20 protein-coding genes are annotated in these 23098 nt (G+C 50.5%); 11 read left to right on the top strand and 9 right to left on the bottom strand.

The window, feature by feature from the left end; all coding sequences use genetic code 11:
* Positions 1-51: 51 nt before the first annotated feature.
* The 4 genes from AC4EHJ_RS11520 to AC4EHJ_RS11505 form a co-directional block, all read right to left on the bottom strand.
* Positions 52-1860, bottom strand: a complete 1809-nt coding sequence (locus AC4EHJ_RS11520) for a sensor histidine kinase (RefSeq protein WP_490975768.1) — start codon at positions 1858-1860, stop codon at positions 52-54.
* A complete protein-coding gene (locus tag AC4EHJ_RS11515; protein ID WP_490975767.1) occupies positions 1820-3382 on the bottom strand; it encodes a response regulator transcription factor in 1563 nt (520 codons plus the stop codon). Before AC4EHJ_RS11515 ends, AC4EHJ_RS11520 begins: the two co-directional genes overlap by 41 nt.
* A gap of 259 nt (positions 3383-3641) precedes the next feature.
* Positions 3642-5138, bottom strand: coding sequence for a flotillin family protein (locus AC4EHJ_RS11510; RefSeq protein WP_490975766.1), 1497 nt, complete (start codon positions 5136-5138; stop codon positions 3642-3644).
* A gap of 171 nt (positions 5139-5309) precedes the next feature.
* Positions 5310-5711, bottom strand: a complete 402-nt coding sequence (locus AC4EHJ_RS11505) for a hypothetical protein (protein WP_490975765.1) — start codon at positions 5709-5711, stop codon at positions 5310-5312.
* Positions 5712-5828: 117 nt separating this feature from the next.
* On the opposite strand from AC4EHJ_RS11505, the gene AC4EHJ_RS11500 reads away from it, so the two are divergent.
* From AC4EHJ_RS11500 to AC4EHJ_RS11490, 3 genes are read left to right on the top strand one after another with little or no spacing between them, the layout of a single operon-like run.
* Positions 5829-6272: a hypothetical protein gene (locus AC4EHJ_RS11500; protein WP_490975764.1), complete on the top strand. Its 444-nt coding sequence runs from the start codon at positions 5829-5831 to the stop codon at positions 6270-6272.
* 58 nt (positions 6273-6330) lie between these two features.
* Positions 6331-6489: a hypothetical protein gene (locus tag AC4EHJ_RS11495; RefSeq protein WP_490975763.1), complete on the top strand. Its 159-nt coding sequence runs from the start codon at positions 6331-6333 to the stop codon at positions 6487-6489.
* Between the two features lie 24 nt (positions 6490-6513).
* A complete protein-coding gene (locus AC4EHJ_RS11490) occupies positions 6514-6771 on the top strand; it encodes a hypothetical protein (RefSeq protein WP_490975762.1) in 258 nt (85 codons plus the stop codon).
* A 45-nt stretch (positions 6772-6816) separates the two neighbouring features.
* On the opposite strand, the gene AC4EHJ_RS11485 is transcribed toward AC4EHJ_RS11490, so the two are convergent.
* Positions 6817-7425, bottom strand: a complete 609-nt coding sequence (locus AC4EHJ_RS11485) for a type 1 glutamine amidotransferase family protein (protein ID WP_490975761.1) — start codon at positions 7423-7425, stop codon at positions 6817-6819.
* A gap of 361 nt (positions 7426-7786) precedes the next feature.
* On the opposite strand from AC4EHJ_RS11485, the gene AC4EHJ_RS11480 reads away from it, so the two are divergent.
* The 4 genes from AC4EHJ_RS11480 (at position 7787) to AC4EHJ_RS11465 (ending at position 12418) form a co-directional block, all read left to right on the top strand.
* Positions 7787-9886, top strand: coding sequence for an MMPL family transporter (locus tag AC4EHJ_RS11480; protein WP_490975760.1), 2100 nt, complete (start codon positions 7787-7789; stop codon positions 9884-9886).
* A 66-nt stretch (positions 9887-9952) separates the two neighbouring features.
* Entirely contained in the window at positions 9953-10624 is a 672-nt protein-coding gene (locus AC4EHJ_RS11475) for a response regulator transcription factor (protein ID WP_490975759.1), read from the top strand.
* On the top strand, positions 10621-12012 hold the full coding sequence (locus AC4EHJ_RS11470; protein ID WP_490975758.1) for a sensor histidine kinase: 1392 nt from the start codon (positions 10621-10623) through the stop codon (positions 12010-12012). Before AC4EHJ_RS11475 ends, AC4EHJ_RS11470 begins: the two co-directional genes overlap by 4 nt.
* A 16-nt stretch (positions 12013-12028) precedes the next feature.
* Positions 12029-12418, top strand: coding sequence for a hypothetical protein (locus AC4EHJ_RS11465; protein WP_490975757.1), 390 nt, complete (start codon positions 12029-12031; stop codon positions 12416-12418).
* A 256-nt stretch (positions 12419-12674) separates the two neighbouring features.
* Here the strand turns inward: AC4EHJ_RS11465 and AC4EHJ_RS11460 are convergent, their stop codons facing one another.
* Entirely contained in the window at positions 12675-14531 is a 1857-nt protein-coding gene (locus tag AC4EHJ_RS11460) for a penicillin-binding transpeptidase domain-containing protein (protein WP_490975756.1), read from the bottom strand.
* A 119-nt stretch (positions 14532-14650) separates the two neighbouring features.
* Here AC4EHJ_RS11460 and AC4EHJ_RS11455 point away from each other — a divergent pair, with 119 nt between their 5' ends.
* Complete coding sequence (locus AC4EHJ_RS11455; protein WP_490975755.1) at positions 14651-15472, top strand: CPBP family intramembrane glutamic endopeptidase; 822 nt, start codon at positions 14651-14653, stop codon at positions 15470-15472.
* A gap of 21 nt (positions 15473-15493) precedes the next feature.
* Positions 15494-15799, top strand: coding sequence for a hypothetical protein (locus AC4EHJ_RS11450; RefSeq protein ID WP_490975754.1), 306 nt, complete (start codon positions 15494-15496; stop codon positions 15797-15799).
* 297 nt (positions 15800-16096) lie between these two features.
* Here AC4EHJ_RS11450 and AC4EHJ_RS11445 read toward each other — a convergent pair whose 3' ends face one another.
* Together AC4EHJ_RS11445 and AC4EHJ_RS11440 are read right to left on the bottom strand one after the other, a co-directional pair.
* Positions 16097-17956: an ABC transporter ATP-binding protein gene (locus AC4EHJ_RS11445; RefSeq protein WP_490975753.1), complete on the bottom strand. Its 1860-nt coding sequence runs from the start codon at positions 17954-17956 to the stop codon at positions 16097-16099.
* Complete coding sequence (locus AC4EHJ_RS11440; RefSeq protein ID WP_490975752.1) at positions 17953-19677, bottom strand: ABC transporter ATP-binding protein; 1725 nt, start codon at positions 19675-19677, stop codon at positions 17953-17955. Before AC4EHJ_RS11440 ends, AC4EHJ_RS11445 begins: the two co-directional genes overlap by 4 nt.
* Positions 19678-20188: 511 nt before the next feature.
* On the opposite strand from AC4EHJ_RS11440, the gene AC4EHJ_RS11435 reads away from it, so the two are divergent.
* Together AC4EHJ_RS11435 and AC4EHJ_RS11430 are read left to right on the top strand one after the other, a co-directional pair.
* Complete coding sequence (locus AC4EHJ_RS11435) at positions 20189-20626, top strand: WapI family immunity protein (protein ID WP_490975751.1); 438 nt, start codon at positions 20189-20191, stop codon at positions 20624-20626.
* A 30-nt stretch (positions 20627-20656) separates the two neighbouring features.
* Entirely contained in the window at positions 20657-20917 is a 261-nt protein-coding gene (locus AC4EHJ_RS11430; protein ID WP_490975750.1) for a hypothetical protein, read from the top strand.
* Positions 20918-20966: 49 nt separating this feature from the next.
* On the opposite strand, the gene AC4EHJ_RS11425 is transcribed toward AC4EHJ_RS11430, so the two are convergent.
* The gene (locus AC4EHJ_RS11425; protein WP_490975749.1) at positions 20967-22973 is read right to left on the bottom strand and encodes a penicillin-binding transpeptidase domain-containing protein; all 2007 of its coding nucleotides are present in this window, start codon (positions 22971-22973) and stop codon (positions 20967-20969) included.
* Positions 22974-23098: the final 125 nt, after the last annotated feature.

Here is a 23098-nt window from a genome sequence, read left to right as displayed (position 1 = left end):
TCAAAAATTTTTAGATATTTCAAACTTCTATTCGTATTAGTTGGACTATTCTTAGATACTTGTAATTTTGTTGGAAATTTCTGAAACTTCCGTTTTTCGAAGAGGCATCTCCACTTTCACTTTGGTTCCCTCGCCCTTCTCACTTGTAATTTCTACGCCATATTCTTCTCCATACAGCAATTGAATGCGTTCATGAACATTGCGTATGCCGATCCCGCTAAACAGATGGCGTTTCTCTTTGATATCTTCTTTCGTATGGTCGCCTTTGATTTCCATGCCGTCGCCATTATCAACAATCTCACATAACAGGTTGTCGCCTTTTTGGGACACGAGTATTTGGACAAAGCCTTCTTTTTTCTCGTTGAACGCATGGAAAAAAGCATTTTCGATAAACGGCTGAAGGATCAGCTTTGGCAGCTGGCAGTCCAGGCAATCCGGTGAAATGAAGAAATTCACTTTGATTCCCTCACCGTAGCGTGCTTGGTTGATCAGGACGTAATTTTTTAAATCCGTAATTTCCTGTTCCACGGTGATGGTTTGATCGACATTACTGAGGGCATTTTGCAATAACGAAATCAGCGCGTGGATCATATCGGTCGCTTTTTCCTTTTTGCCTTGTTGGACCATAAACTTCACTGAAGCCAAGGTATTGTATAGGAAATGCGGATTGATTTGATGCTGCAGCGCCATCAATTCCGCGCCGCGCTGCTTTTGCTGAGCCTGGACGACGAGATCGACGTATTCCTGCAATTCGCTGAGCATGGAGTTGAAGGCAGTGGCGATTTTCTTCGCTTCATAGCCGCCGGTTTCAGCCACAGGCTTGTTGAAATCGTGTTTGGCCATTGTTGAGATTTGCTTGACCAATCGGCTGATTGAATTGGTCATCCGGCGGGAAATGATGAATACCACAATCACAGCCAGCAGGACGATGCCCAGACTAATCAGGAGAATTTCTTTCGTATTGACCAAATTATCCAAGACCGCGCTTTTATCCACCAGATTCACCAAATACATATTGTAGGTTGGAAGGTATTGCGACATTAACATATAATCCTTATCAAACACATGCACATCTTTAAATTCCAGTTCCTCATCGTCGACTTCTTTTGCCAATGCCATGACGTCGACCGCATCATCCCCGATCATTTCTTTTTTGTTGCTGGAAATGATCCTTCCTCTTTCATTGACCAACATCACTTCGTTTTCTATGCTCGTGTAGCCTTCGTAGAATTCTTTCAATTGCGCTTCCCGGATCGGGAAATACAAGACACCGTAAATTTCACCAGTCGACCATTCCATTAATGCTTTCGTTGCCACAATCATCGGTTCGTCGTTAAACGAAGTGGACGGCAAAAATTGATAAACCAGTCTATTGGGCTGATTGATCGCGTATTTTGTAATCGGATGGTTTCGCAGCACTTCCCATGAAACCGGCCAATTTGAATAATTCGCGTTGTACAGCCGCTCGTTGAATCCCAGCACGATCATATTCGCATCATAGGACTCTACTGTCGGATAAATGCGTTCCATCTGCCGGCTGATGTCATGATAAGCTCTTGATGTTTCAATAGCGTTTCCATTTTCTTGAGTCAAGACCCTTTTGATGGTGCCGTTATTTTGGACTTCATTCATCGCACTGACGATGGCAAAGCTATACGCCTCGAATTCCGTTTCAATCTGTTCCAAGGCTTTCGTGTTCGAAATGCTGAAGGTTTCCATGAATAAATTGGAAGACATCCGGATCGAGCTGAAAGTGATCAGGAGCGACACAGCTACGATGCTGAGCACCATGATCAGGAACATTTTGATAAACAGGCTGTTATTTCTTAAGACTAGAAAGACCTTTTTCTTCATTTTCATGGTGCGCTTGGAGCTCCTTTCGATAGCTGCCTGGAGACATTCCAGTTATGCGTTTGAACACTTTGCAAAAATAGCTATGCTCCGAATAGCCGACCATCCCGCTAATGTTCGAGATGGACACGGTGCTGTTCTCCAGCAATTCCATCGATTTTTTGATCCGCACCCGATTCAAATATTCGCTGAACCCTTCTTTGTGGTGTGTGCTGAAATACGAAGACAGATAGGATGCGTTAAAGTGGAAATGGTTGGCGATTTCCGATAGTCGCAGCGGCTCTGTGTAATGCTGTTCGATGTAAGCCAGAATCTTATCGAGGTTATTCGCCGGATCACCCGCTTTGTCGCCCAAGAGCATGATGATCCGCACTTCTTCCAGGAATCCATTGAACTGATCCAGCGCTTCGTTGACATGAACGGCTTCGTTAATGGTTGAGAAATAGCCGTATTTCTTTTTTTCGAGGTCTTCGGTGTTGTATTTCATGGCATCCAATAACACGATGATGTTGAAGACGATATTGCCTAAAAATGATTTGAATTCGAAGCTGTCGTTATTAAAGCGCCCAGCCAAATAATCGACATGGTTTTCCAAATACGTAAAATCCGCATTGAACAGCCGGTCTTTGAACATCTCGATAAAGTGATTCAAGTCGAAATTGGCTTGTTTTTCATTTTCTATCGGCAACTTATCGTAGACGAATAAGCTCGTATCCGGCAAATAAAACCCATACTTTTTCATCTTGGAACGGCCTTCATCGTACACTCTTTTCATGTTGTCGATGGCATCGAATGGCTCATACACCATCCACATTGTGCCTATCAATTCGAGTGCCTGGTATTCGATGGCCTGTTTGACGGCTTCTAGCTGATGCGGTTTGAAATTGAACAAAAGAAGGGTTTCGGACTCGCTGGAATTCAAGGCGAAAATCGGCAGTTCTTCAAGAATAGAGCGTTTTAATGTCGTTTTCAGCTGACTCGAATCCAGGCTTTTTCCATGGATAGCCACTAAAGCGAATTGGCTATTGGGCAGCACATCCGATAAAATCGCCCCTTCTAAGGCAAAGTCGTAGCCCAGGATCATGCTCTCCAGCATTTCTTCGACAGAGCGTTCTGGCTTCACTGCCGATCCGGAATGCTGCAAGTCCGGAATCCTTCCCACTACTCGGTTTAAGATCCGCAATAATTCGGGACCGTTCAACTTAGGCTTTAATATATAATCGGCGACGCCGTTCTGGAACATCGACCGCACGTAATCGAAGTCTTCAAAACTGCTCAAGACAATGAATTCAGTGTTTGGAAATTCTTTCTTTCCTTCTTTAACTAAGTCGATGCCGTCCATGATCGGCATGACGATGTCCGTAATGACAATATGCGGAGAAAATTCCGCAATCAATTGCATCGCTTCTTTGCCGTTCGAAGCTTCCCCGACAATTTGAAAGCCCTCTTGTTCCCAGGCAATATAATTAATGATCCCTTGTCTGATCAACATTTCGTCATCGACAATAAGAACTTTACATGCTTCTCCCATGAACTTACCCCCTTAAAATGAAACTCATAAGAAAATCCCGATCCCCTCAGATCCGGCTATCTATCTATTGGATTGAATCGTTTGTTCAATCCCATTCACTTGGCAATTCTCTGAATTCTCTTTCTTGCCAATCTACAGATATGTTACCATCTTTTTATAGAACCATGTCGATTAATCAAAACATTGAAATTTTGACGCATAGCAAAACCCGCCGCCCCTTCGCTTTTCGCTGCAAGGGAGTTGCGGGTTTTAGTATGCCTTAACGGTGTTCGTAGGTTTCGATGGATCCTTCTTCAATTTGCGATTCTGTTTCTTCCTGCACTGCCGGCATTGTCGCAAGCGGTGCTTGTGCAACCGGCTGCTTGTTGCGGTTAACATATGATTTCAGCAAATCGCCGATGTCGATGCCGGTCATTTCCTTCAGCGGCTCCTGCATGTCGACCATCGTTTTCGTAACGCTCCGACCAAACGACGGGATGCCTTGGCCGTTGCCGGAATCGATGATTTTCACGGACTCAATGTTGCTTAGTGGCAACGCGACTTTCTCCGCAAATACCGGCAGCATGTCGATGAGTTTTTCGGTGATGATGACGTCGCCATGCTCTTCCATCGCTTCTGCGAGCAGCTTGCGGGATTCAGCTTCCGCTTTCCCTCGCTCGCGGATGACCTCGGCCTCTGCAGCACCTTCGTCACGTCTGATCTTCGCTTTCGCTTCGCCGTCAATGACGGCACGGCGGGCTTCCCCTTCCGCGGAACGCGTCGTTTCGTAATACGTGGCGTCGGCTTTCGTTTTGCGCACTTTGCTTTCTTCTTCTTCGAGTTTTACGGCGCGTTCCCGTGCCATGAATTGCAGGTTCAATTCTTCATCCTGGATTTCCATCGCAAGCTTGGCTTTTTCCAGTTCGTACGACTGCTCGGACTTCGCACGCGCGCGCTCGGTTTCTTCCATAAAGGCGGCGTCTTTCAAGTCTTTTTCTTTTCTCGATTGCGCAGTGGAAATCTGGCGCTTGTACTCTTCTTCTTTCGCTTCCTGATCGGTCTGCGCACGGTGAATCCGGGTTTCGCGCTCAGTGTTCGCTTCGGCGATTTCAGCCAGCTTGCGCACTTCCGCAATCCGCGGCCGCCCCAGGTTCTCGAGGTAGCCGTTGTTTTCATCAGCATCACGCAAATCGGTCAAGCCGAGAGACGTAATCTTGAAGCCCATCAAGTCGAGCTGTTTCTGAGCGATATCCTGGACGTCATTATTGAATTTTTCGCGGTCGCTGTTGATGTCTTCAACGGTCATCTTCGATAAGATCGCGCGCAAATTGGAACCGAGCACTTCGATGATTTCGGTTTCAATCTCTTCCTGCTTTTTGCCCAGGAACTGCTCGGCGTAATTGGCGATGCCGTTCAGCGTATCCGCCACTTTCACCATTGCCACGGCGTCCGCGACGATCGGCACGCCGGCGTTCGTATAGACGCGCGGCGTTGCCAGCTTCAGCTGGAACGATGTCAAAGAGACAGGCGTCGAGGTCTGGAAGCGTCTCAGCAAGTAGCCGCCGCCCCGGATAATTTTCATCGAACGCCCTTCGTCGTCGGTGAAGATGTTCGTGTCTTTTGTCGGGTCTCCCAATTTTGGCCCGGTGATAATCAATGCTTCATTGGATTTGGCGGTGCGGTACCGAATTTTCATCCAAAAGAAATACCCAACGCCTGCGATCGCTGCAATAATCAGCAGCGCGATAATGACTGAAATGATCCCTAATGATTCCATTGTGCTTCCACTCCCCTTTGATCAAATAGTTGCCGTGCCCCCTATACGCCACTCCCCGGTTCTTGCTCTGTACTGCTTTGTGCATGAGATCGTGGCCTATAGTAGTTATACGGATGATTTGTCTAAATGTTTCAAAAAAGGGAATCTTTTTACAGGATTTGGATCATGCAATTATGGCCGGTAACCGTATCCCAGGTTGAAGAAGAAATAAAAGATGAAAACAAGTAAAGCTGCCGGCAACAAACTGATCGCTAGCAGGATTTTTGCCCAAAGGGTCTGGACATGAGTAAACCACTTATAATAGATGAAAATCAAAATGCCGATGAATGGCACCAGCAGCAGATTCGATGCGGTGTATGCCCACGCTGAGTTTTCATCCCAGTAGGCATCAGGAACAGGGATGATGCCGGCGTATTTGGCATTGATGCGCCGGGTGATGCCGATGAACAAAAATGTGACGAAGGCATAATAAATGACGGCCAAACTTTTCGCTTGCCAGTTGAAATAAGGGCTGGTCATAACGAAGAGAAAAATAACTCCGATTATGATAAATAACAAGTAACTTTCCATCATTCCACCTCTTCCTGGCTTCTGTCGAATAATTCCCCGGCTCGCCTCTTCCATTCCGAAGCAACCTATTTACTTAAAATAAGTTTCATAAGGAAATAAGTTCCAAAGGTGGTGTGGCGTTTGATTAAAGTATTGGGCATCATTCTGCTGCTGTTTGCAGGGCTTCTTTTCATTGGCAACCGGGTATACGAGTTCACCGAAAAGCCGGAGATTACCGGCAGTTTTTCGATTCGCACAAGCGCGTCTCCCGGCCAAGTCAACATTATCGAAATCATGGAGATGTACGATGATGGCGGCCCTGGAAACCCCTTGCATCAAGATAGCGAAAGCCAGGGATTCCATTCACTGCGCATTCATTACGGGGAATACGGCAGCTTGCTCGAAAAGTATAAAGAAATAACCGATATCCGGATGCAGGAGATCGATTATTTTGATGTCGTTTGGACTGGCGATGAGCAGGTGGCCATCCATGTGATGCACCGAAACGAAGCCGGGGAAAGTTTTGTTTCCGAGTCCTACCACTTTGATTTCCTGACGGATACGCTTACCCGGCAGGAGCCGTAAACATTGTTTTGAAACGTTTGCGCCGCTGTTCCGTACTATAAGAAAAGGGGGTTGGATCATGGTTGGAGATTTTTTTATGGTATTGCCTTTGCTTACGATCTTATTCAATTTAGTTTTTATCGGCGTCGGGATTTATGTTATTTTCGCTTTTTTGAAACAAGGGAAAGAACGCAATGCTCTTTTGAAAGAAATTGCTGATGAGCTACGCAGGAGATAATTTTAGAAAGGGGCTGGGTCCAGTATGGGATTATTCCGTTTTTTATTTCTCGAAAAGAAATATTTGGTCCACACGGCATTCGGCCATGAAATGTACAACCGGGCTGTCAGAAGGTTCGAAGCACAAAAAATTTCATACGACGTTGTGCGGAAGATGAATGACACTAGCTTCGGCTCTACCGGACAAAGCGACATCCCTTTGGTTAGGAACTCTTCCGCAAGCAAAGTTCAGTATGATTTCTATGTAAAAAAAGAGGACCAGCACCGCTGCCATTTTAATTAAAATGTCCGAACAAAAACCGCAGTCCCCGGACTGCGGTTTTTTTCTTTAACGTTTTTTCATAAATTCATGATAGCCGCTCTTGTAAAACTCGTACCATTCATCAATCTCTGCTTGCGGCGCTGACTGAAGCGCCTCCATCATTTCTTTACCGAACTCCAGGAACGCTGACCCATTCGCCGTGATGATCTTGCCGTCGCGCACCGCCTGCTGCTCCGCGTAATCTGCCTCGCCGGTATAATTTTCAGCGGACGCCTCCTTCAGCTCCGCCAACTGGTTGCTTGTATGCCGGACATCGTTCAATACGCCGTTCATGCCTAGAAAAACAGACGCGTCGCAAATCGCACCAACGACTTTATTGGCATCGAGCGCTTTTTGCACAAGCCCCATCACCGCCTGGCTTTCCTCTTTGCGCCACGAATTGCCGCCGATCAACACGACACCGGCAAAATCATCGCCGACTTCCTCCAACGCATAATCCGGCACAGTGCGGAAACCGCCGATTGAACGCACCGGTTCCTTGCTGAGCGACACTGTCTTCACGCAATAGCGCTGCTCGCCCTGCTCCGGCTTTTCATTTAACGCCGCTGCAAGCGAAGCCGCCTCCCAATCCGCATACTCATCCAGCACCACAAACAAAACTTCTCCCAACTTCATCCGAACATCCCCTTTACAATAAACTCACATTCCTTCTGGCTGAATATTCTATTTACTTTGCATTATAGCAGTTTGTTGCATTTGAAATAAGCTTTTGGGAGCGGAAAAGCTTATTTACCTAAACAAGCGCGTCTTTTAGGCACGCGCTGACGAATACGCTCCATTGCGTGTGAAATACGCTCGATATGGGTCGAAATACGCTCGGCAAAAGCTGTAATACGCCCCATTAGCTCCGAAATGCGCTCGAGACGCAATTTGAGCCACAAAACTGTTCATATCTCCGCCACCGAAAATTGATATTCAATTTATATTCGTCCGCTATGATGATTTCGATAGCAGTATAGAAAAAGGAGTGTCACGTATGAACAAATTCTTAAACCCGATCACGGATTGGGTATCCACCAAACGGGGCATGTGGATTACGATTATCGTCTGGTTCGTAGGGATGATCGCCCTTAGCATGGGCCCGACTTTAAACGATTATAAAGTAGCGAACTTCCAGTCGCTGCCCGATGATGCCCAGTCGATCATTGCGGACAACAAACTGAAGGAATATTTTCCGAACGACCAAGGGACGCCGGGCATCCTCGTCTTCCATAACCCGGAAGGCGATGTTAGCCTAGAGGCTGTCAAAGAAATCTTGGCCGGCATCACGGCAGCTGAGCTTGATGGCGTCGAGTCGATCGTCGACATCAGTCAATTGCCCCCACCTGCCTTGAAAGGCTTTTATTCAGAAGACGGCACGACGATGATTGTGCCGATGGCGCTCCAAGCGGGGCTCGGCAGTGCCGATTTCGCGGAAATCAACGATGAAGCGTCGGAAATCGGACGGGACATCGCCGCTGATTTCGACGCCATGGAATTCTACATCACCGGTCCCGCAGGTATTGCCGGAGACACTGTCAAATTATTCGAGCAAGCGGATTTTGTACTGTTGATCGCAACCGTGCTGATCATTTTGGTGCTGCTGATTGTCATCTACCGCTCGCCGCTGCTTGCTATTATTCCGCTGCTCGCAACGATCATCGTCTACCAGGTCGTTAACCAGACGCTCGCGTTCATGGGTGCTGGCGGACTGGAGCTGACGAGCCAGACGACGTCGATTATGAGCATCTTGCTGTTTGCGGCGGTTATTGATTATTCGTTGTTCGTATTCTCCCGTTTCCGCGAGGAACTGAACCATTACGAAAGCAAATTTGAAGCGATGAAATATGCCATGCGTGCTACCGGCGAACCGGTATTTTTCGCTGGCGGCACCGTGCTGGCTGCAATGCTCGTGCTGTTCTTTGCAGATTTCCGTGACTACTCGAATTTCGCACCGATTTTCGGCACAGCTGTTTTCGTCATCATGATTGCGTCTATTACGCTGATCCCCGCGTTGTTCACCCTTTTCGGCCGCAAAGCGTTTTGGCCGAAAGTACCGAAATACGGTGAGGCAAAAGAAATGAAACACGGCATCTGGGGCCCGGTAGCAAAATTCGTCGTCAACAAGCCGTTGTTGTCGGGTGGCCTTGTTACGATTCTGTTGCTCGTTTCGGCCATCAACATCATCAACTTGGAATTTGAATTCGATACAGTGAAATCATTCCCGGAAGATTTGCCTTCCCGCGTCGGCTATGAAATCGTCGAAGAGAAATTTGATAAAGGCGAACTTGCCCCTTCCACCTTGCTCGTCGAAAGTGATGAACCAATTTCGCAAGAAGCGGCAGCGGCAATTGCTGAAGAGCTGAGCGCATATGAGAAAATCGCTTCCGCACGCCTGTCTGGCCAAACCGAAAACGGCGAAGCGGTGAAATACAGCATCGCGCTGTCGCTCAATCCGTATTCGGTGGAAGCACTCGACTTCATGGAAGACTTGCGCGCCGACAGCGGAACGCTGTTCCAAGCCGCGGCCATTGATGGAGACGCACATTTTGGCGGCGTCACGCCGAAGCTTGTCGACGAACGCGCCGTCAACAACAGCGACATCTACAAGATTGTGGCACTTGAGACTTTATTGATTCTCGTGCTGCTGTTCGTGCTGACACGTTCGTGGAAAATGCCGTTTTATATGATGGCAACAATTTTATTCTCTTATTTGTCTGCGCTTGGCCTCGGAATTTTCTTGGTCGATGTATTGTTCGGCTTTGAGGCAATCAGTACCCGCGTGCCGGTTTACGCGTTCATCTTCCTGGTCGCGCTGGGCATCGATTACAACATCATCTTGGTGTCGCGCTTTATCGAAGAACGGAAAACGCGCCGGGTCAAAGATGCGCTTGAAATCGCCATCCGCAACACCGGCGGCGTGATTTCAAGCGCCGGCATCATCCTCGCAGCGACGTTTGCAGCGCTGACGACGATGCCAATCGCCGATTTGTTCATCTTCGGCTTTATGGTGTCAATCGGCATCCTGATCGACACGTTCCTGGTGCGCGGCTTGCTGCTGCCGGCGTTGATATTGTTTTTTGAAAAAGACCAGTAAACCCTGCATACTAAGGATAACCGGAAGCCGCAATTCAGGGCTTCCTTTTGATGGGGAGGAAAACGCATGAAAATTCTCGTCGTGGACGATGATCTGTATATCCAGCAATTGGTGGCGATTCATCTGGGCAATGAAGGCTATAAGGTGCTGCGGGCAAGCGACGCGGATGCTTCGCTTTTGCTGCTCGAGGAGGAAACGGTCGATCTCGCTATCGTCGACGTCATGATGCCGGGCATGGACGGCTTTGAGCTGACCCGCGTCCTGACGCGCGACCTCGGCATCCCAGTGATTCTGTTGACCGCCAAAGACCAGCTGGAAGACAAGGAAAAAGGCTTCTTGTCAGGCACCGAGGATTATGTGGTCAAGCCATTCGAGCCGAAGGAATTATTGTTCCGGGTCAAAGTGGTGCTGCGGCGCTCCGAGCGGTCGGTCCAGGAACACCTGCAGGCTGGCAATTTGTCGATCAACCGCCGCAATTTCGAAGTGGCGATTGGCAATGAAATCCTGATTTTGCCGCTGAAGGAATTCGAATTGCTGTCGCTTCTGGTGTCGCGTGCCAATCAGGCAACACCGCGCAGCCTGCTCATGGATTACGTCTGGGGCGAAGAGCACGAAGGCAATGAAATGACGCTCAACACCCATATCAACCGTATCCGCGACCGCCTGAAACGCTACGGCGCAACCGTCGAAATCCATACGCTGCGAGGCATCGGCTATAAGCTCGAGGTGCCGAAATGAAGACCTTGTACCGGCAATTCACTGTCGCAACGTTGTTCATCCTAGCCATTAGCATCCTCGTCGGCTTCACGATCGCCAATTTCTTTTATTTGACGGTTACGAAAGACGAGACCATCAAACAGAACGTCGCCATTGCTGAAGAAATCGTTGACACGCTCAAATTGGTGCCGTATTCAGAAGCAGGCTTCGACAGCTATCTGGAAGCCGTCGCAAAACTCGGCTACCAGATTGCACTTGTCGACAGCACCGGCACCAAGACGTTCTTCGGTGAACCGTTCGATGACACGGCGTTTCCGGATGAAGCGCACCGTGTTCTGACGGAAAGGTCCGTCTACACCGGTTTGGATCGTTTAACGGACCAGATCTTCATGATCGGCCATTTCACCAATGAATTGCATAATACGGTCGGCGTCCCCTTCGAACTCGCCGGTGAACAGTACGGCTTGTTCATCCGCCCCGATACGAAGCTCGTGTCGACCGATATCCACTCGGTGCTGATCGGCTTTGTTGCGGCAATTGCGCTGGTCAGCATCATCGGCATGATTTGGATGGCGCGCCAATTGACGCGCCCAATCGTCCAGTTGACAGAAGCGACCAAACACATTGCGCGGGAAAATTATAGCTTTCCTTTAGACATCCGGCGCAACGACGAAATCGGCCAGCTGTCGGAAAGTTTCAACTTGATGCAGAACCAGCTCAAGCACAACGACCTGGCGCGCAAATCGTTCATCAGCAATGTTTCGCACGATTTCCAGTCGCCGCTCATGAACATCCAAGGTTACGCTGATCTCTTGAAGTCGTCGGACTTGCCGGACGCTGATCGTCTGTCGTATACATCGATCATCGACCAGGAAGCGAAGCGGCTGTCGAGTCTGACCCGGCAATTGCTGCTGCTGACTTCGCTTGACCAAGGCGCGTATCCCTTGAAAATGAAAGAATTCGGGCTCGACGAACAATTGAAGAGCGCCGTCCAGAAATACCGGTGGCGCCTTGAGGAACAAGACATCAACCTGTCTTATCATCTCTCCCCAACCCGTTTCCACGGCGATCCCGAATTGCTGGAAAACGTCTGGGATAATTTATTGACCAATGCCATTAAGTACAATAAACCCGGCGGCAGCATCGAAATTTCGTTGCAACCGGACGATTCTGAAGTTGTAGTGTCGTTCAAAGATACGGGCGTTGGGATTTCACAAGACTCCCTTCCGCAGCTGTTCGACCGCTTTTACCGGGGAGATGCCGCACGCAAGAAAGACGGCACCGGACTCGGCTTATCGATCGTCCAACAGATTGCCGAACTGCACCACGGCACAATCGAAGCCGAAAGCACACTCGGTGAAGGCAGCTTATTCACGCTGCGTTTGCCGCAGACACCCTTAAAAGGATAATTGGAGGATTTAGTTTATGGAAAAAGTTTGGAGTTTACGTTTGATCCAGTTCTCAGCCATCTTCGGCTTCCTGGGCACTTATCTTGGATCACATATGGCTGGGCAGATGGATTACGCGTTACGCCCGATCCACGCGCATATTTTATTGGTCGGCTGGCTGTCGGTTTTCGCCTGGGGCATTTTCTACCGCGTCTACACGATTAAATACAAAAAACTTGTCGCATTCCACAGCATACTCGCGATGGTCGGTGCAGTCGGCCTGACCGCCGGAATGTGGATGTATAATTTGAATCCGTTCAACATGAGCGATACGCTCGTGCTGGTTCTGTTCATCGTTGGCGGAAGCTTGCTGCTGCTGGCGTTCCTATTGTTCGCCGTGATCACGTTCCTGACGGAGAAAGAATAGGTTTACAGCAAACCCGCTTTCGGCATTTTGTGCCTAGAGCGGGTTTTTGTTTTGGCATTATGTGGTTTGTAGGCGTGTGATTTCACGTGTGTTCAGAATACGCCCCATTGCATAGGAAATACGCTCTGACAATGAAAAAATATGCTCTGCAATGATGGTCATACACCCCATTAGCGGAGAAATACGCTTTCACGCATTGGAAACTCTATTTGCACAAAAGAAGCGCGCCCTATAGGCATGCGATTAAAAGCCCAAATTACCGTTTAAAAACTTCCTCTACTTTCTCCGCTAAATAATCTTCACTTTCGACGTCTTCAATCAGCAGCGCGAGGACGTATGGCGGTTTTTCTGTCGGATAGCCGATGAAAAGGCCGTTTTCGTTGCCTTGCGCTTTGATGAGGCTGAGCGACCCGGTAAAGCCGTCGAGCGATTCGCGCATTGCGGCTTGGAGCGGCTCGATGTTCGCTTCGCTGATGACATTGTCTATCCAGACTTTCGGCGTTTCACCTGCAAGGAGTGTCGGCTCATATACGGAGCCGCCGTTTTGAAACGCTGAATACAAGGCTGCGAGATGCAGAATGTTCGCCTGCACCTGGCCTGCAGAACCCGGCGCACCGTTTAAGGACAGCGTCGACGGCGTCAGTTCGATGGTGAACGGCATCGCTTCGCCGAAACCGAAATCTGCTAAGCGTTTTGCGAATGCCTTGCTCCCTTGCGCCTTCAATTGCGAGTTGTACAGATTATTGGCGGTGGCCTCTAAGGTTTTATTCGTCGCATCAGGCTTTACGGTTCCTGCTTCTAATCCGGCTGCAGCGAGAAGCGGATTTAATGCCGCGCCTGGCGTATAGGCTGCTGCGAAGCGGTTGAAGAACACCAGGCCCGGATCATTCGCGAGCTCCCGGTAGCGGCTCTGGGCGATGTTTGGGATGAATAAGTTCGGATCGTAGCCTGGAGAGCTGACGAGCGCTAACACTTCGCCGGTTTTCGGATCGATTGCTGCGGCTGCGCCTGGTTTGCCGTCCATCGCGTTGTAAATGCGCTTTTGCAGCTCGGCATCGATGCTCAGTTTTAGCGCTTCGCCTTGCGCCGCTTCCCGTTCTGACGCGGTGACGGTTTCGCCGCTATTCGCTTTTTGGATCAAGATGCGTCCAGCCGTGACGCCGCGCAATTCCGCTTCGAAGCTTTCCTCCAAGCCGCGGCGGCCGATGACGTCATCCGTCTCGTAGCCTGTGCCTTGCCGTTCCGCCAATTGCTCGGCCGTAATTGGCCCGACAAAGCCTGAGATGTGAGACAGCTGCTCGCCATACGGATAACTGCGCAAGGTCATCTCATTTCGCACTGTGCCTGGGATGGCGAACAGCTGGTCAAGCACAGCCTGGTCTTCGCGTATATGAGCAAGCGGTACATAGAAATTCGGCTGCACCCAGCTTTGGCCCAGCTTGTCGTTAATTTCCGCTGGCGTGATATCGAGAAGCGCGGCGACGTCGGCAATGCGCTTTTCATCAAATTTCTCTGGGATGACTCCGACTTCATAGCTAACCGCGTTGATGGCGATGCTTTTGCCGTTGCGGTCGACAATGTCAGCCCGCGGCGCAAGGTCTTTCACTGCCGAGACCGTGTCGCCACGCTCGAGCCCCGGCAAAATGAACGACGGGTCCCATTCAACAAACCAATCGCTGTTTTCATACAGCAAGCTCATCGTTTTCGTGAACTCGATCGGCCCGCCTGCGCTGTCCATCGCCAATTCCAGCTTAAAATCAGCCGGCAGGTCGCGGCTCCACTCGGCGTCTGCCGCCGGCTCGCTAACTTTCACGGCAAGGTTCTGGATGGCAAGATCGCTATGGAGCTTTTGCTGCCAATCAACAAAAAGCTCTTTGCCGAATGCCCCTTTCGTGCCTTCATTCAAATACGAATCGTACATCCCTGCAAAATCCTTCTGCTGCCACAGCTCGATAAATTCTGTGAGACGCGCTTCTGCAGCGATCTGCTCTTCCGACACCTTTGCCGCTTCTTCTTCCGGCTCCGCTTCCGGCGCGGGCTGCGCCTCGTCTTGGCAGGCGGACAGGATTAGGACGAATAAAAATAAAATGATGGCTCTCATCTTTTTTTCCATTCCGGCACCCCCTTTCTTCTTAGTTTAACAGTTTTCTGAATAGTTTGAACTTGTAATTTAGGTTATCATGGAGGAAAGATCCAATACGCTCTAGTCTAAAACGAAAGGCGGTGCTGCGGATGTTCGAGGAAATGAAATCACGGCATTTATTCGGCTGGATGTTTGGCGCGTCGATCGCATCGATTTTTATCCTGCTGCAGGTCACACAAAACCCGCTCATTATCGACGTCGCGCTGCAGCTGGTGTTTTACGTCGTCGTGCCGGTATGGTTTTTCAGCTACCATTTCAAAAAACGCGGCGTGAAACTGCGCCAAGTCGTGTTCTTCCGCGGCACCGCGCGCTGGCTGCTGCCGGTCTTCGGGCTTACCGCTTTGTCATTGGCGTTTTCCATTGGCATGATTTGGCTGCTCTTGCGGGCGCTCATGCCGATCGCCCCAGCCGCGGTCGATTTCGTGCTTACACCCCAGCCCCTTCCCGACGCATTATGGTATTTGTTCGCTACCGGTTTTATTGTCGCAGTTATCGGGCCGATTGCAGAAGAGTTCGTATTCCGCGGGCTCATTCTGAACCGGTTGATCTCGAAATTCGGCTTCTGGAACGGGCTCGGATTATCGAGTGCCATTTTTGGCATGTTCCATATCGACTTTTTCGGTGCGTTCCTGTTCGCGGTGGTCGCGTCGCTCTTGTATTTGAAGACCGGCAATCTGCTCTTGCCTATTTTGCTGCACATCGTCAACAACACCGTCGCCGTCTACCAAAGCTTTGTCAATCCGTCTTTTCCGCAATGGCTGATGGTGACAAGCATCAACGACCTCTACACGAAAAGCATTCCGAACCTCATCGTACTGCTCGCCAGCCTAGCGCTGCTGCTGTTTATCATCGCGCGGATGGCCAAAGGCTTGGAAGGACAGATAAAAGAAGACCAGATCTTTTCGGAGTAAATTCTTTGGGAGGTGCAAGGCATGAAAACCCATTTTCTGCCGACGACGCTGCGCGGCCGGATTGGCACGATGCTCGCAGCTTTGGCGTTGCTGGAATTTTTAGCTCTTTATTTTTTTGCTGAATTGTTCGATGTCATTCGTTCTGAAATGTTGTTCACTGCATTTGGTCTGGTTGCGATGGCCGCCGCTATCACAGGGGCCGTTATGGCCCTGCTTGCTATACGCAAAGACCGGGAGCGCTCTGTACTCGCTTTTTTGTCGATTGCTCTAGGCTTTGTGACAGCCGGCTTCGTCCTCGGCAACCTTGTCGGCATTCCGGGTATTTGAAGCGGGAATATTCTTCTTCTACTTAAGAAAATCCTGGGGCCGATGTTGATGGCTCCAGGATTTTCTCTTTTTTCGCTAGTGCCGGTTAAACTTCAAATAGTTCATGTTCACTTCTTATTAACCCATGTTAAATCACCGCTTCGTCATGTTAACGCCAAATTAGGGCATGTTAACGTGCAAGCCTTCTCCGTAAAACCACAAACAGATGCACTTCGTCCCAGCGAAATGCGCCCTCTCCATAGAAGGAGCCGTTCGCTGAAGCAAACGGCTTTTCCAATAATGCACTTGAACTTCCATTCAGCTCGCCGCAGTCTTTGCAAACTGGCTGTTGTATAGATCGGCGTAGAAGCCGTTTCGGTCGAGCAGCTCGCTATGCGTGCCTTGTTCGATGACGCGGCCTTTGTCCATGACGAGGATCAAATCGGCTTCGCGGATTGTCGACAGCCTATGCGCGATGACGAAACTGGTGCGGCCTTTCATCAATCCTTTCATCGCCTTTTGTATGAGGACTTCGGTCCGCGTATCGACGCTTGACGTTGCTTCATCGAGTATCATGATCGGCGGGTCGGACAGGATGGCGCGTGCAATCGTCAACAGCTGTTTCTGTCCTTGCGAAATGTTCGACGCTTCTTCATTCAATAAGGTGTCATAGCCGTCCGGCAGCGTGCGGATGAAATGGTCGGCGTGAGCCGCTGTTGCCGCAGCAACGATTTCTTCTTCTGCCGCACCGGTTTTGCCGTAGGCGATATTGTCTCTGATCGTGCCGTTGAACAGCCACGTATCCTGCAGCACCATGCCGAAATTGCGGCGCAGTTCGCCGCGCGGCAAGTCGCGCGTGTCGATGCCGTCAATCAGGATGCGGCCGCCGGCCAATTCGTAAAAGCGCATCAACAAATTGATGAGCGTCGTTTTGCCTGCGCCGGTCGGGCCGACAATGGCGACAGTTTGCCCCGGCCGTACCCGGATGTTCATGTCTTCGATCAAAGGATTGCCGCCGTAGCCGAATTCGACATGTTCGAACGCTACTGCACCTTTCGCACGCTCTAATGCAGCATCCTTCGCTTCCTGGCTTTGTTCCCGTTCATCAAGCAGCTCGAATACGCGCTCAGCTGCGGCGACGGTCGACTGGATGATGTTCGCGATATTCGCCGTCTGCGTCACCGGCTGTGTGAACTGCCGCGAATACGTGATGAACGCCTGGATGTCGCCGATTGAAATGCGTCCTTGCGTCACCAGGATGCCGCCTGTCACGCTGATCAGCACATAACTGAAGTTGCCGATAAATTGCATGAGCGGCATGATGATGCCGGACATAAACTGGGCTTTGCGCCCGGCTTCGTATAATTGTTCATTCGTTTCATTGAATTTATGGATCGCTTTCTTTTCGTGGCCGAACGCTTTGACGACCGGATGTCCGGTGTACATCTCTTCGATGTGGCCGTTCAGTTCACCGAGCGTGCGCTGCTGGTCGGCAAATTGCGTCTGCGAGCGCTTGAGGATCGGACGGATGACGAACACCGACAGCAAAAGGCTGGAAATCGCAATCGCGGTCAATATCGGGCTGATGATCAGCATCATCACCGTGATGCCGATGATCGTCACGAATGACGTGATGAACAGCGTCAAACTTTGCTGCAGCGTCGTGCCGATCGTATCGATGTCGTTCGTCACGCGGCTCAGCGTTTCGCCTTTCGCCGTTTGGTCGTAATAATTGAGCGGCAGCCGTTCGAGCTTTGCGCTGACGTCTTCGCGCAAATCGTAGACCGTATCCTGCGCCACCGTCGACATCAGATATTGCTGCAAATACATGAACGTGCTGCTGAAAACGTAAAGCCCCGCCAGCAGCAATAAAAGCTGGCCAATCGCGTCGAAGTCGATCGACGCTCCCGGCACGCCGCGGATTTCGCCGTACGCGCCTTCGAATAATTCCGTAATCGCCAACCCCATAATCATCGGACCGATGATCGTAAACACCGTGCTGAGGATTGCCGCTGCGAACACCACCGTCAGGCGTGCGCGGCGTGGCTTTAAATAAGCAAGCAGCCGCTTGAGCGTCCTTTTGAAATTCTTCGGCTTTTCGCCTGCCATCATCATATTCGCACCGGGCGGCCCGAAGCCTGGCCCGCCGCGCTGAGGCCGTTTCTTGATGTCGCTCATGCGATTTCCTCCTCTGACAGCTGGGACTCGGCGATTTCCTTATAGACTTTATTCGTGCGCATGAGCTCTTCGTGAGTGCCCATGCCGGCAATCCGTCCTTTTTCAAGGACAATGATGCGGTCGGCGTCCATCACCGAACTGACACGTTGTCCGATTAGCAGCACAGTCGCTTCTCCGGTTTCTCTCGCGAGCGCGGCGCGCAACTTCGAATCGGTTTTGAAATCGAGCGCCGAGAAGCTATCGTCGAAAATATACAGGTCGGGTTTGCGGATCAGCGCACGCGCAATCGCGAGGCGCTGCTTCTGGCCGCCGGACAAATTGGATCCTCCTTGCTCAACGTACGTATCATAGCCGTCTTCCATCGATTGGATAAATTCGTCCGCTTGCGCGATTGTCGCAGCGCGCTTGATTTCATACGGTTCCGCATCTTGCTTGCCAAAGCGGATATTGTCAGTCACCGAGCCGGAAAACAAGATCGATTTCTGCGGCACAAAGCCGATTTTCGAGCGGATTTCGTCTTGCGACGCGTCGCGGATGTCCACGCCATTGACGCGGATCGATCCTGCCGACACTTCGTAGAAACGCGGGATCAAATTAATGAGCGTCGATTTTCCGGAACCGGTCCCCCCGATGATTGCCGTCGTCTCGCCTGCTTTCGCACGAAACGTGATGTCCGACAGCACCGGCTCTTCCGCTCCCGGGTAGCTGAACGTCACCTGTTCGAACTCGAGCGTGCCGCGTTCGCGGTCAGCGGTTTGCGTGCCGAGGTCCTGGAACGCCGGGCGCATCGCCAGCACTTCGTTGATGCGATTCGCTGACACGGCAGCGCGCGGTACCATGATGAACATCATCGATGCCATGACGAGCGCGAACATGATAAGCATGACGTATTGGATGAATGCCATCAAATCGCCGATCTGCATCGCGCCGCTATTGATGCGGATGCCGCCGAACCAGATGATCGCGACAACCGTCAAGTTCATGACCAGCATCATCACCGGCATCAGGAACGCCATGATTTTATTGACACGGATCGAAACGTCCGTCAGTTCGCGGTTCGCCTTCTCAAGCCTGACCTGCTCCTGCGGCTCGCGCGTAAACGCCCGGATGACGCGGATGCCCGTCAAGTTTTCGCGCAGCACCAAATTCAGCCGGTCGAGCCGCTTCTGAACTTCCGTGAACAGCGGAATCCCTTTTTTCAGGATGAATAAAATCGACACCACCAACACCGGCATTGCGCCGATGATGACGAGCGATAACTGGGCATCTTTCGAAATCGCCATGATGAGCCCGCCGACCAGCATGATCGGTGCGCTGACAACCATGCGCAGCATCACCAGGACCACTTGCTGCACCTGCGTGATGTCGTTCGTTGTCCGTGTGATGAGCGATGCGGTTCCTACTTCATCAAATTCCTGCAGCGAAAACTGCTCGACGTGCGTGAACACTTGCCGCCGCACATCGCGCCCCATTCCCATTGCAGCTTTGGATGAGAAATAACTCGCCGCCACTGACGCCGCTGCGCCGAACGCCGACACCGCCAGCATCCAGCCGCCAATCTGCCAGATATACGGCACATCGCCAACCACGACGCCATTATCAATAATGTCCGCCATCAGCGTCGGCAAAAACAGATCCGCCATCGCCTGGATGAACACCAGTAAAAACACCATCCCTACCAGCCATTTATAGACTTTTAAATTCCTCAGGATTTTCAGCATACGTGCCGCCCCCTTCATTTCTCCATTGCTGCAGCTCTAAAGCTCCATAAGGGTTTGCTTTTAAGCTACTGCTTTTCAGAGAAGCTGTCAAAATACAGGCACGCTTTCGCTCAATAAAATCTGCAATTATTTCCCTTTGCAATCTGCCGGGTCGGGATGCGCTCTTTTATATAGAAGAAGCCGTGTGCCGAAGTGCACGGCTTTTCCGTTTCTTCAATTGAACTTAGGGTGTGGAGTGATGCGCGTCCATTCAAAAGCGTGGTTTTTGCTAGTGCCTGTTAATTTCCGATTAGTGCATGTTAAACTCCTGGCATCGCCTGTTGAATCTCGGACTAATCATGTTAAATTTTTCTCACTTCATGTTAAAGCAAAATTACTGCTTGTTAACGGGGGCCGCGGGCCGAGCTTTTTGAAAAGTCGTGCGAATGTTTCATTTCTATGGATAGGCGGGTGGAGGTTTTATTGGTAAACTAATGGATATACTTAGAAAAAGAAAACCGGGGTGAATGAAATGAAGTTTCATGTTTTGGGGGAAAATACAAAATTGGAGATCGACGTGCTGCAGCGGAATTATCCGGACAGCTTGGATTTTTGGGATGCCAATTGGATCGCTTCAACAATCCATCTTGAAATTCCAGGCTATACGGTGCATTTCGAAGCCGATTTGCGCACGGATGAGCTGCGGGATTTTGTCGACGAGCTGCGCTCGATGAACGAAAATCTTGGCGGCACCGCCATATTGAAAAATTTGGACAGCTATATTTACCTCGAAGGCGCGATGGATTTTCGCGGCAAGATTTCATGGAACATTGAAACGTGCTATCCGGCAGGGATCGGCGCCGAACTGACGTGTGATTTCGAATCGGATCAGACTTATTTGCGGATCTTGATCGATGAACTCGATCGAGTGCTGGAGGCGTTTCCGGTGCTCGGGAAAAATCCGGATTAACAGCTCGCGCTGGATAGGGGCGGATGGTCCATGAGAAGGTCTACATTCATTAGCCTTATCGCCATATTGGTTTTGCTGAGCATTTATTTCCTGGCCATCAATCCGCTGCTTGCGGACAATCGGTGGGCTGCGTTTTTCATCTACATGCTGATGTTTGTGGGCTTGAGGCTGCTAACGAAAAAATTGCATGGCCTCACTAATTTGGACAAGCGCTTTGATGCACAAACAAGCGTCTGGCTGGTGGTCGGCACCTTGCTGTTCTTCACCGTGTTCGTATCCGCCTGGCAATAAAACCACAGAAAAAGCACAATCGGCTCAAGACCGATTGTGCTTTTTTCCTTTATTTAAAAACTTCAGCGGCCATCCCGGCAACATAATCACTGCCGCCGTTGTCTTCCACGTTTTCGATCATCATCGCCAGCACGAACTCCGGATTTTCGGAATCGTAAGTGACGAAAAAGCCGTTTTCTTTGCCGCGGTCCTCACCGGCCGCTTTCAGTTCAGCGGTTCCGGTTTTGCCTGCAAGCGGTGCTTTATCGATGTTCGCTGACTGCGCGTAGCCGTCAACGACAACATTGCGCATGCCCTCGCGAAGCGTCGCTGCGTTTTCTGCGCTGATCAAGCCTTCTTTCCAGACTTGCCCATCTTCATCGTTCAATAACAAAGTCGGCTTATACATCACGCCGTCCGTAATGAACGGCGTGTACATCGACGCCAAGTGGACAATGTTCGTGAGCATCTGCCCTTGGCCGAATGACGTATCCGCCAATTGTCCTGCTGAAGCGATTGTGCCTTCATTGGAAATCTGCGACGCTGCAAGCCCAATCGGGAATTCGATTGTTTCACCAAAGCCATAATCTTTCAATCCCGCAATGAATGTTTCCGCGCCCATGTTCAAGGCCTGCTGGGCGAAATAAATATTATCCGAATAGACGAGCGCGATATTTAAATCGACTGGATTCGGCGCTTCCGGATGCAGTCGCGACACTTTGTAATCGCCCCATGAAGCATCTTTCTGCCACGTTTTCCCGTTGATCGTGATGCCTTCTTCCGGCTTAAGCGTCCCTGCTTCCATGCCGATTGCTGCCGTCACCGGCTTCAACGTCGACCCCGGTGCGTACGCTGCTTTGAAACGGTTAAACAGCGGATTGGCCGGATCTTCCTCCAGCGCTTTATACTGCTCGCCGCTAAGGCCTAGCATAAAGCGGTTCGGATCGAAGCCAGGCGACGAAACCAATGCCAAGGTCTCTCCCGTTTCCGGATCGATTGCAGCGCTTGTCCCTGGCTCGCCTTTCATAGCGTCATATGCCGTTTTCTGCAATTCTGCGTCAATCGTCAGCTGCACCGTTTCGCCGTCTTCTACCGGCTGTTCAGCGACATCAATCGGCTCGCTGCCTTCAGCCGGCTTTTCGATCCAGATCTTTAATCCGTCTTTGCCGCGGAGCCGGTCTTCGAGCGCTTGCTCAAGCCCTTGGCGGCCGACCATGTCGCCCGCCGTATAGCCGTCCGCTTTGCGTTCTTCCAATTGTTCTGCAGTGATGCCGCCGATATAACCTGTCACATGCGACAGCGATTCGCCGTACGGGTATTCGCGCATCGAAGTTTTTTGCGCGCCGACTCCCGGGATTTTCACCGCTGCATCAATCACTTTGTCATCCGTGCGCGCCACTTTCGCGATTGGCACGAACATTTCCGGCTGCACCCAGTTCTGGTTCAACTCGTTGTCGATCCTTTCGACTGTCGTATTGAGCAGTTTGGCCAGTTCTTCTTTTTTCGTGTCATCCGTGAATTTTTCCGGGACGATGCCGATATTGAAGCCGCCTCCGTTAATGGCGACTGGCACATTATTGCGGTCTAGAATTTCGCCGCGCGCTGCTTCAATGCGGTCGATGCGGATTTTGTCTTCGGCTTCAAGCTGCGGGAAAATGAACGACGGGTTCCATTCAACGAACCAGCCTTCCTCTTCCCCTCGCTCTTCGAAGAGCAGCGTCATCTGCTGTTCAAACTCGACGGGACCCGCGATCGTGTCCATCTTCACCTGCACCGGAAAATCGGCCGGCTCTTCTTCATTCCATTCCGTGTCTTCGGGCGGCTCTGTAAACGTGACTTCCAGATTTTCGATGCCGAGATCTTCCTGGATTTTTTGCTGGCGCTCGACAAATTGCGCCGGCTCGAAAGCGCCTTTCGTGCCTTCGTTCAAATACCCTTCGTACATCTCAGTGAATTCGCTTTTATTCCAATGGCTTATGTAATCGGCTAGCCTGTCTTCTGGCGTCGCTTGCTTGTTGCAGCCGGCGAGCACGAGTAAAAGCACAGCCGCCAATGCCGCGATAATCATTTTTTTCATATAACTGCCCCCTGTCCATTCCTTTATTTTACAATAAATCCGAAGAAAAGTTAAACGAGGGCTCTTCGGTTCTTCCACAAAAACGCAAATTAAGAAGCCGGAGAAAAGTCTAAGCTTTTCTCCGG

The organism is Planococcus sp. TJ-301 (genome assembly GCF_058268475.1).
The sequence above is the reverse complement of the archived record's forward strand: the minus strand, read 5'-3'. Positions and strand labels throughout refer to the sequence as shown.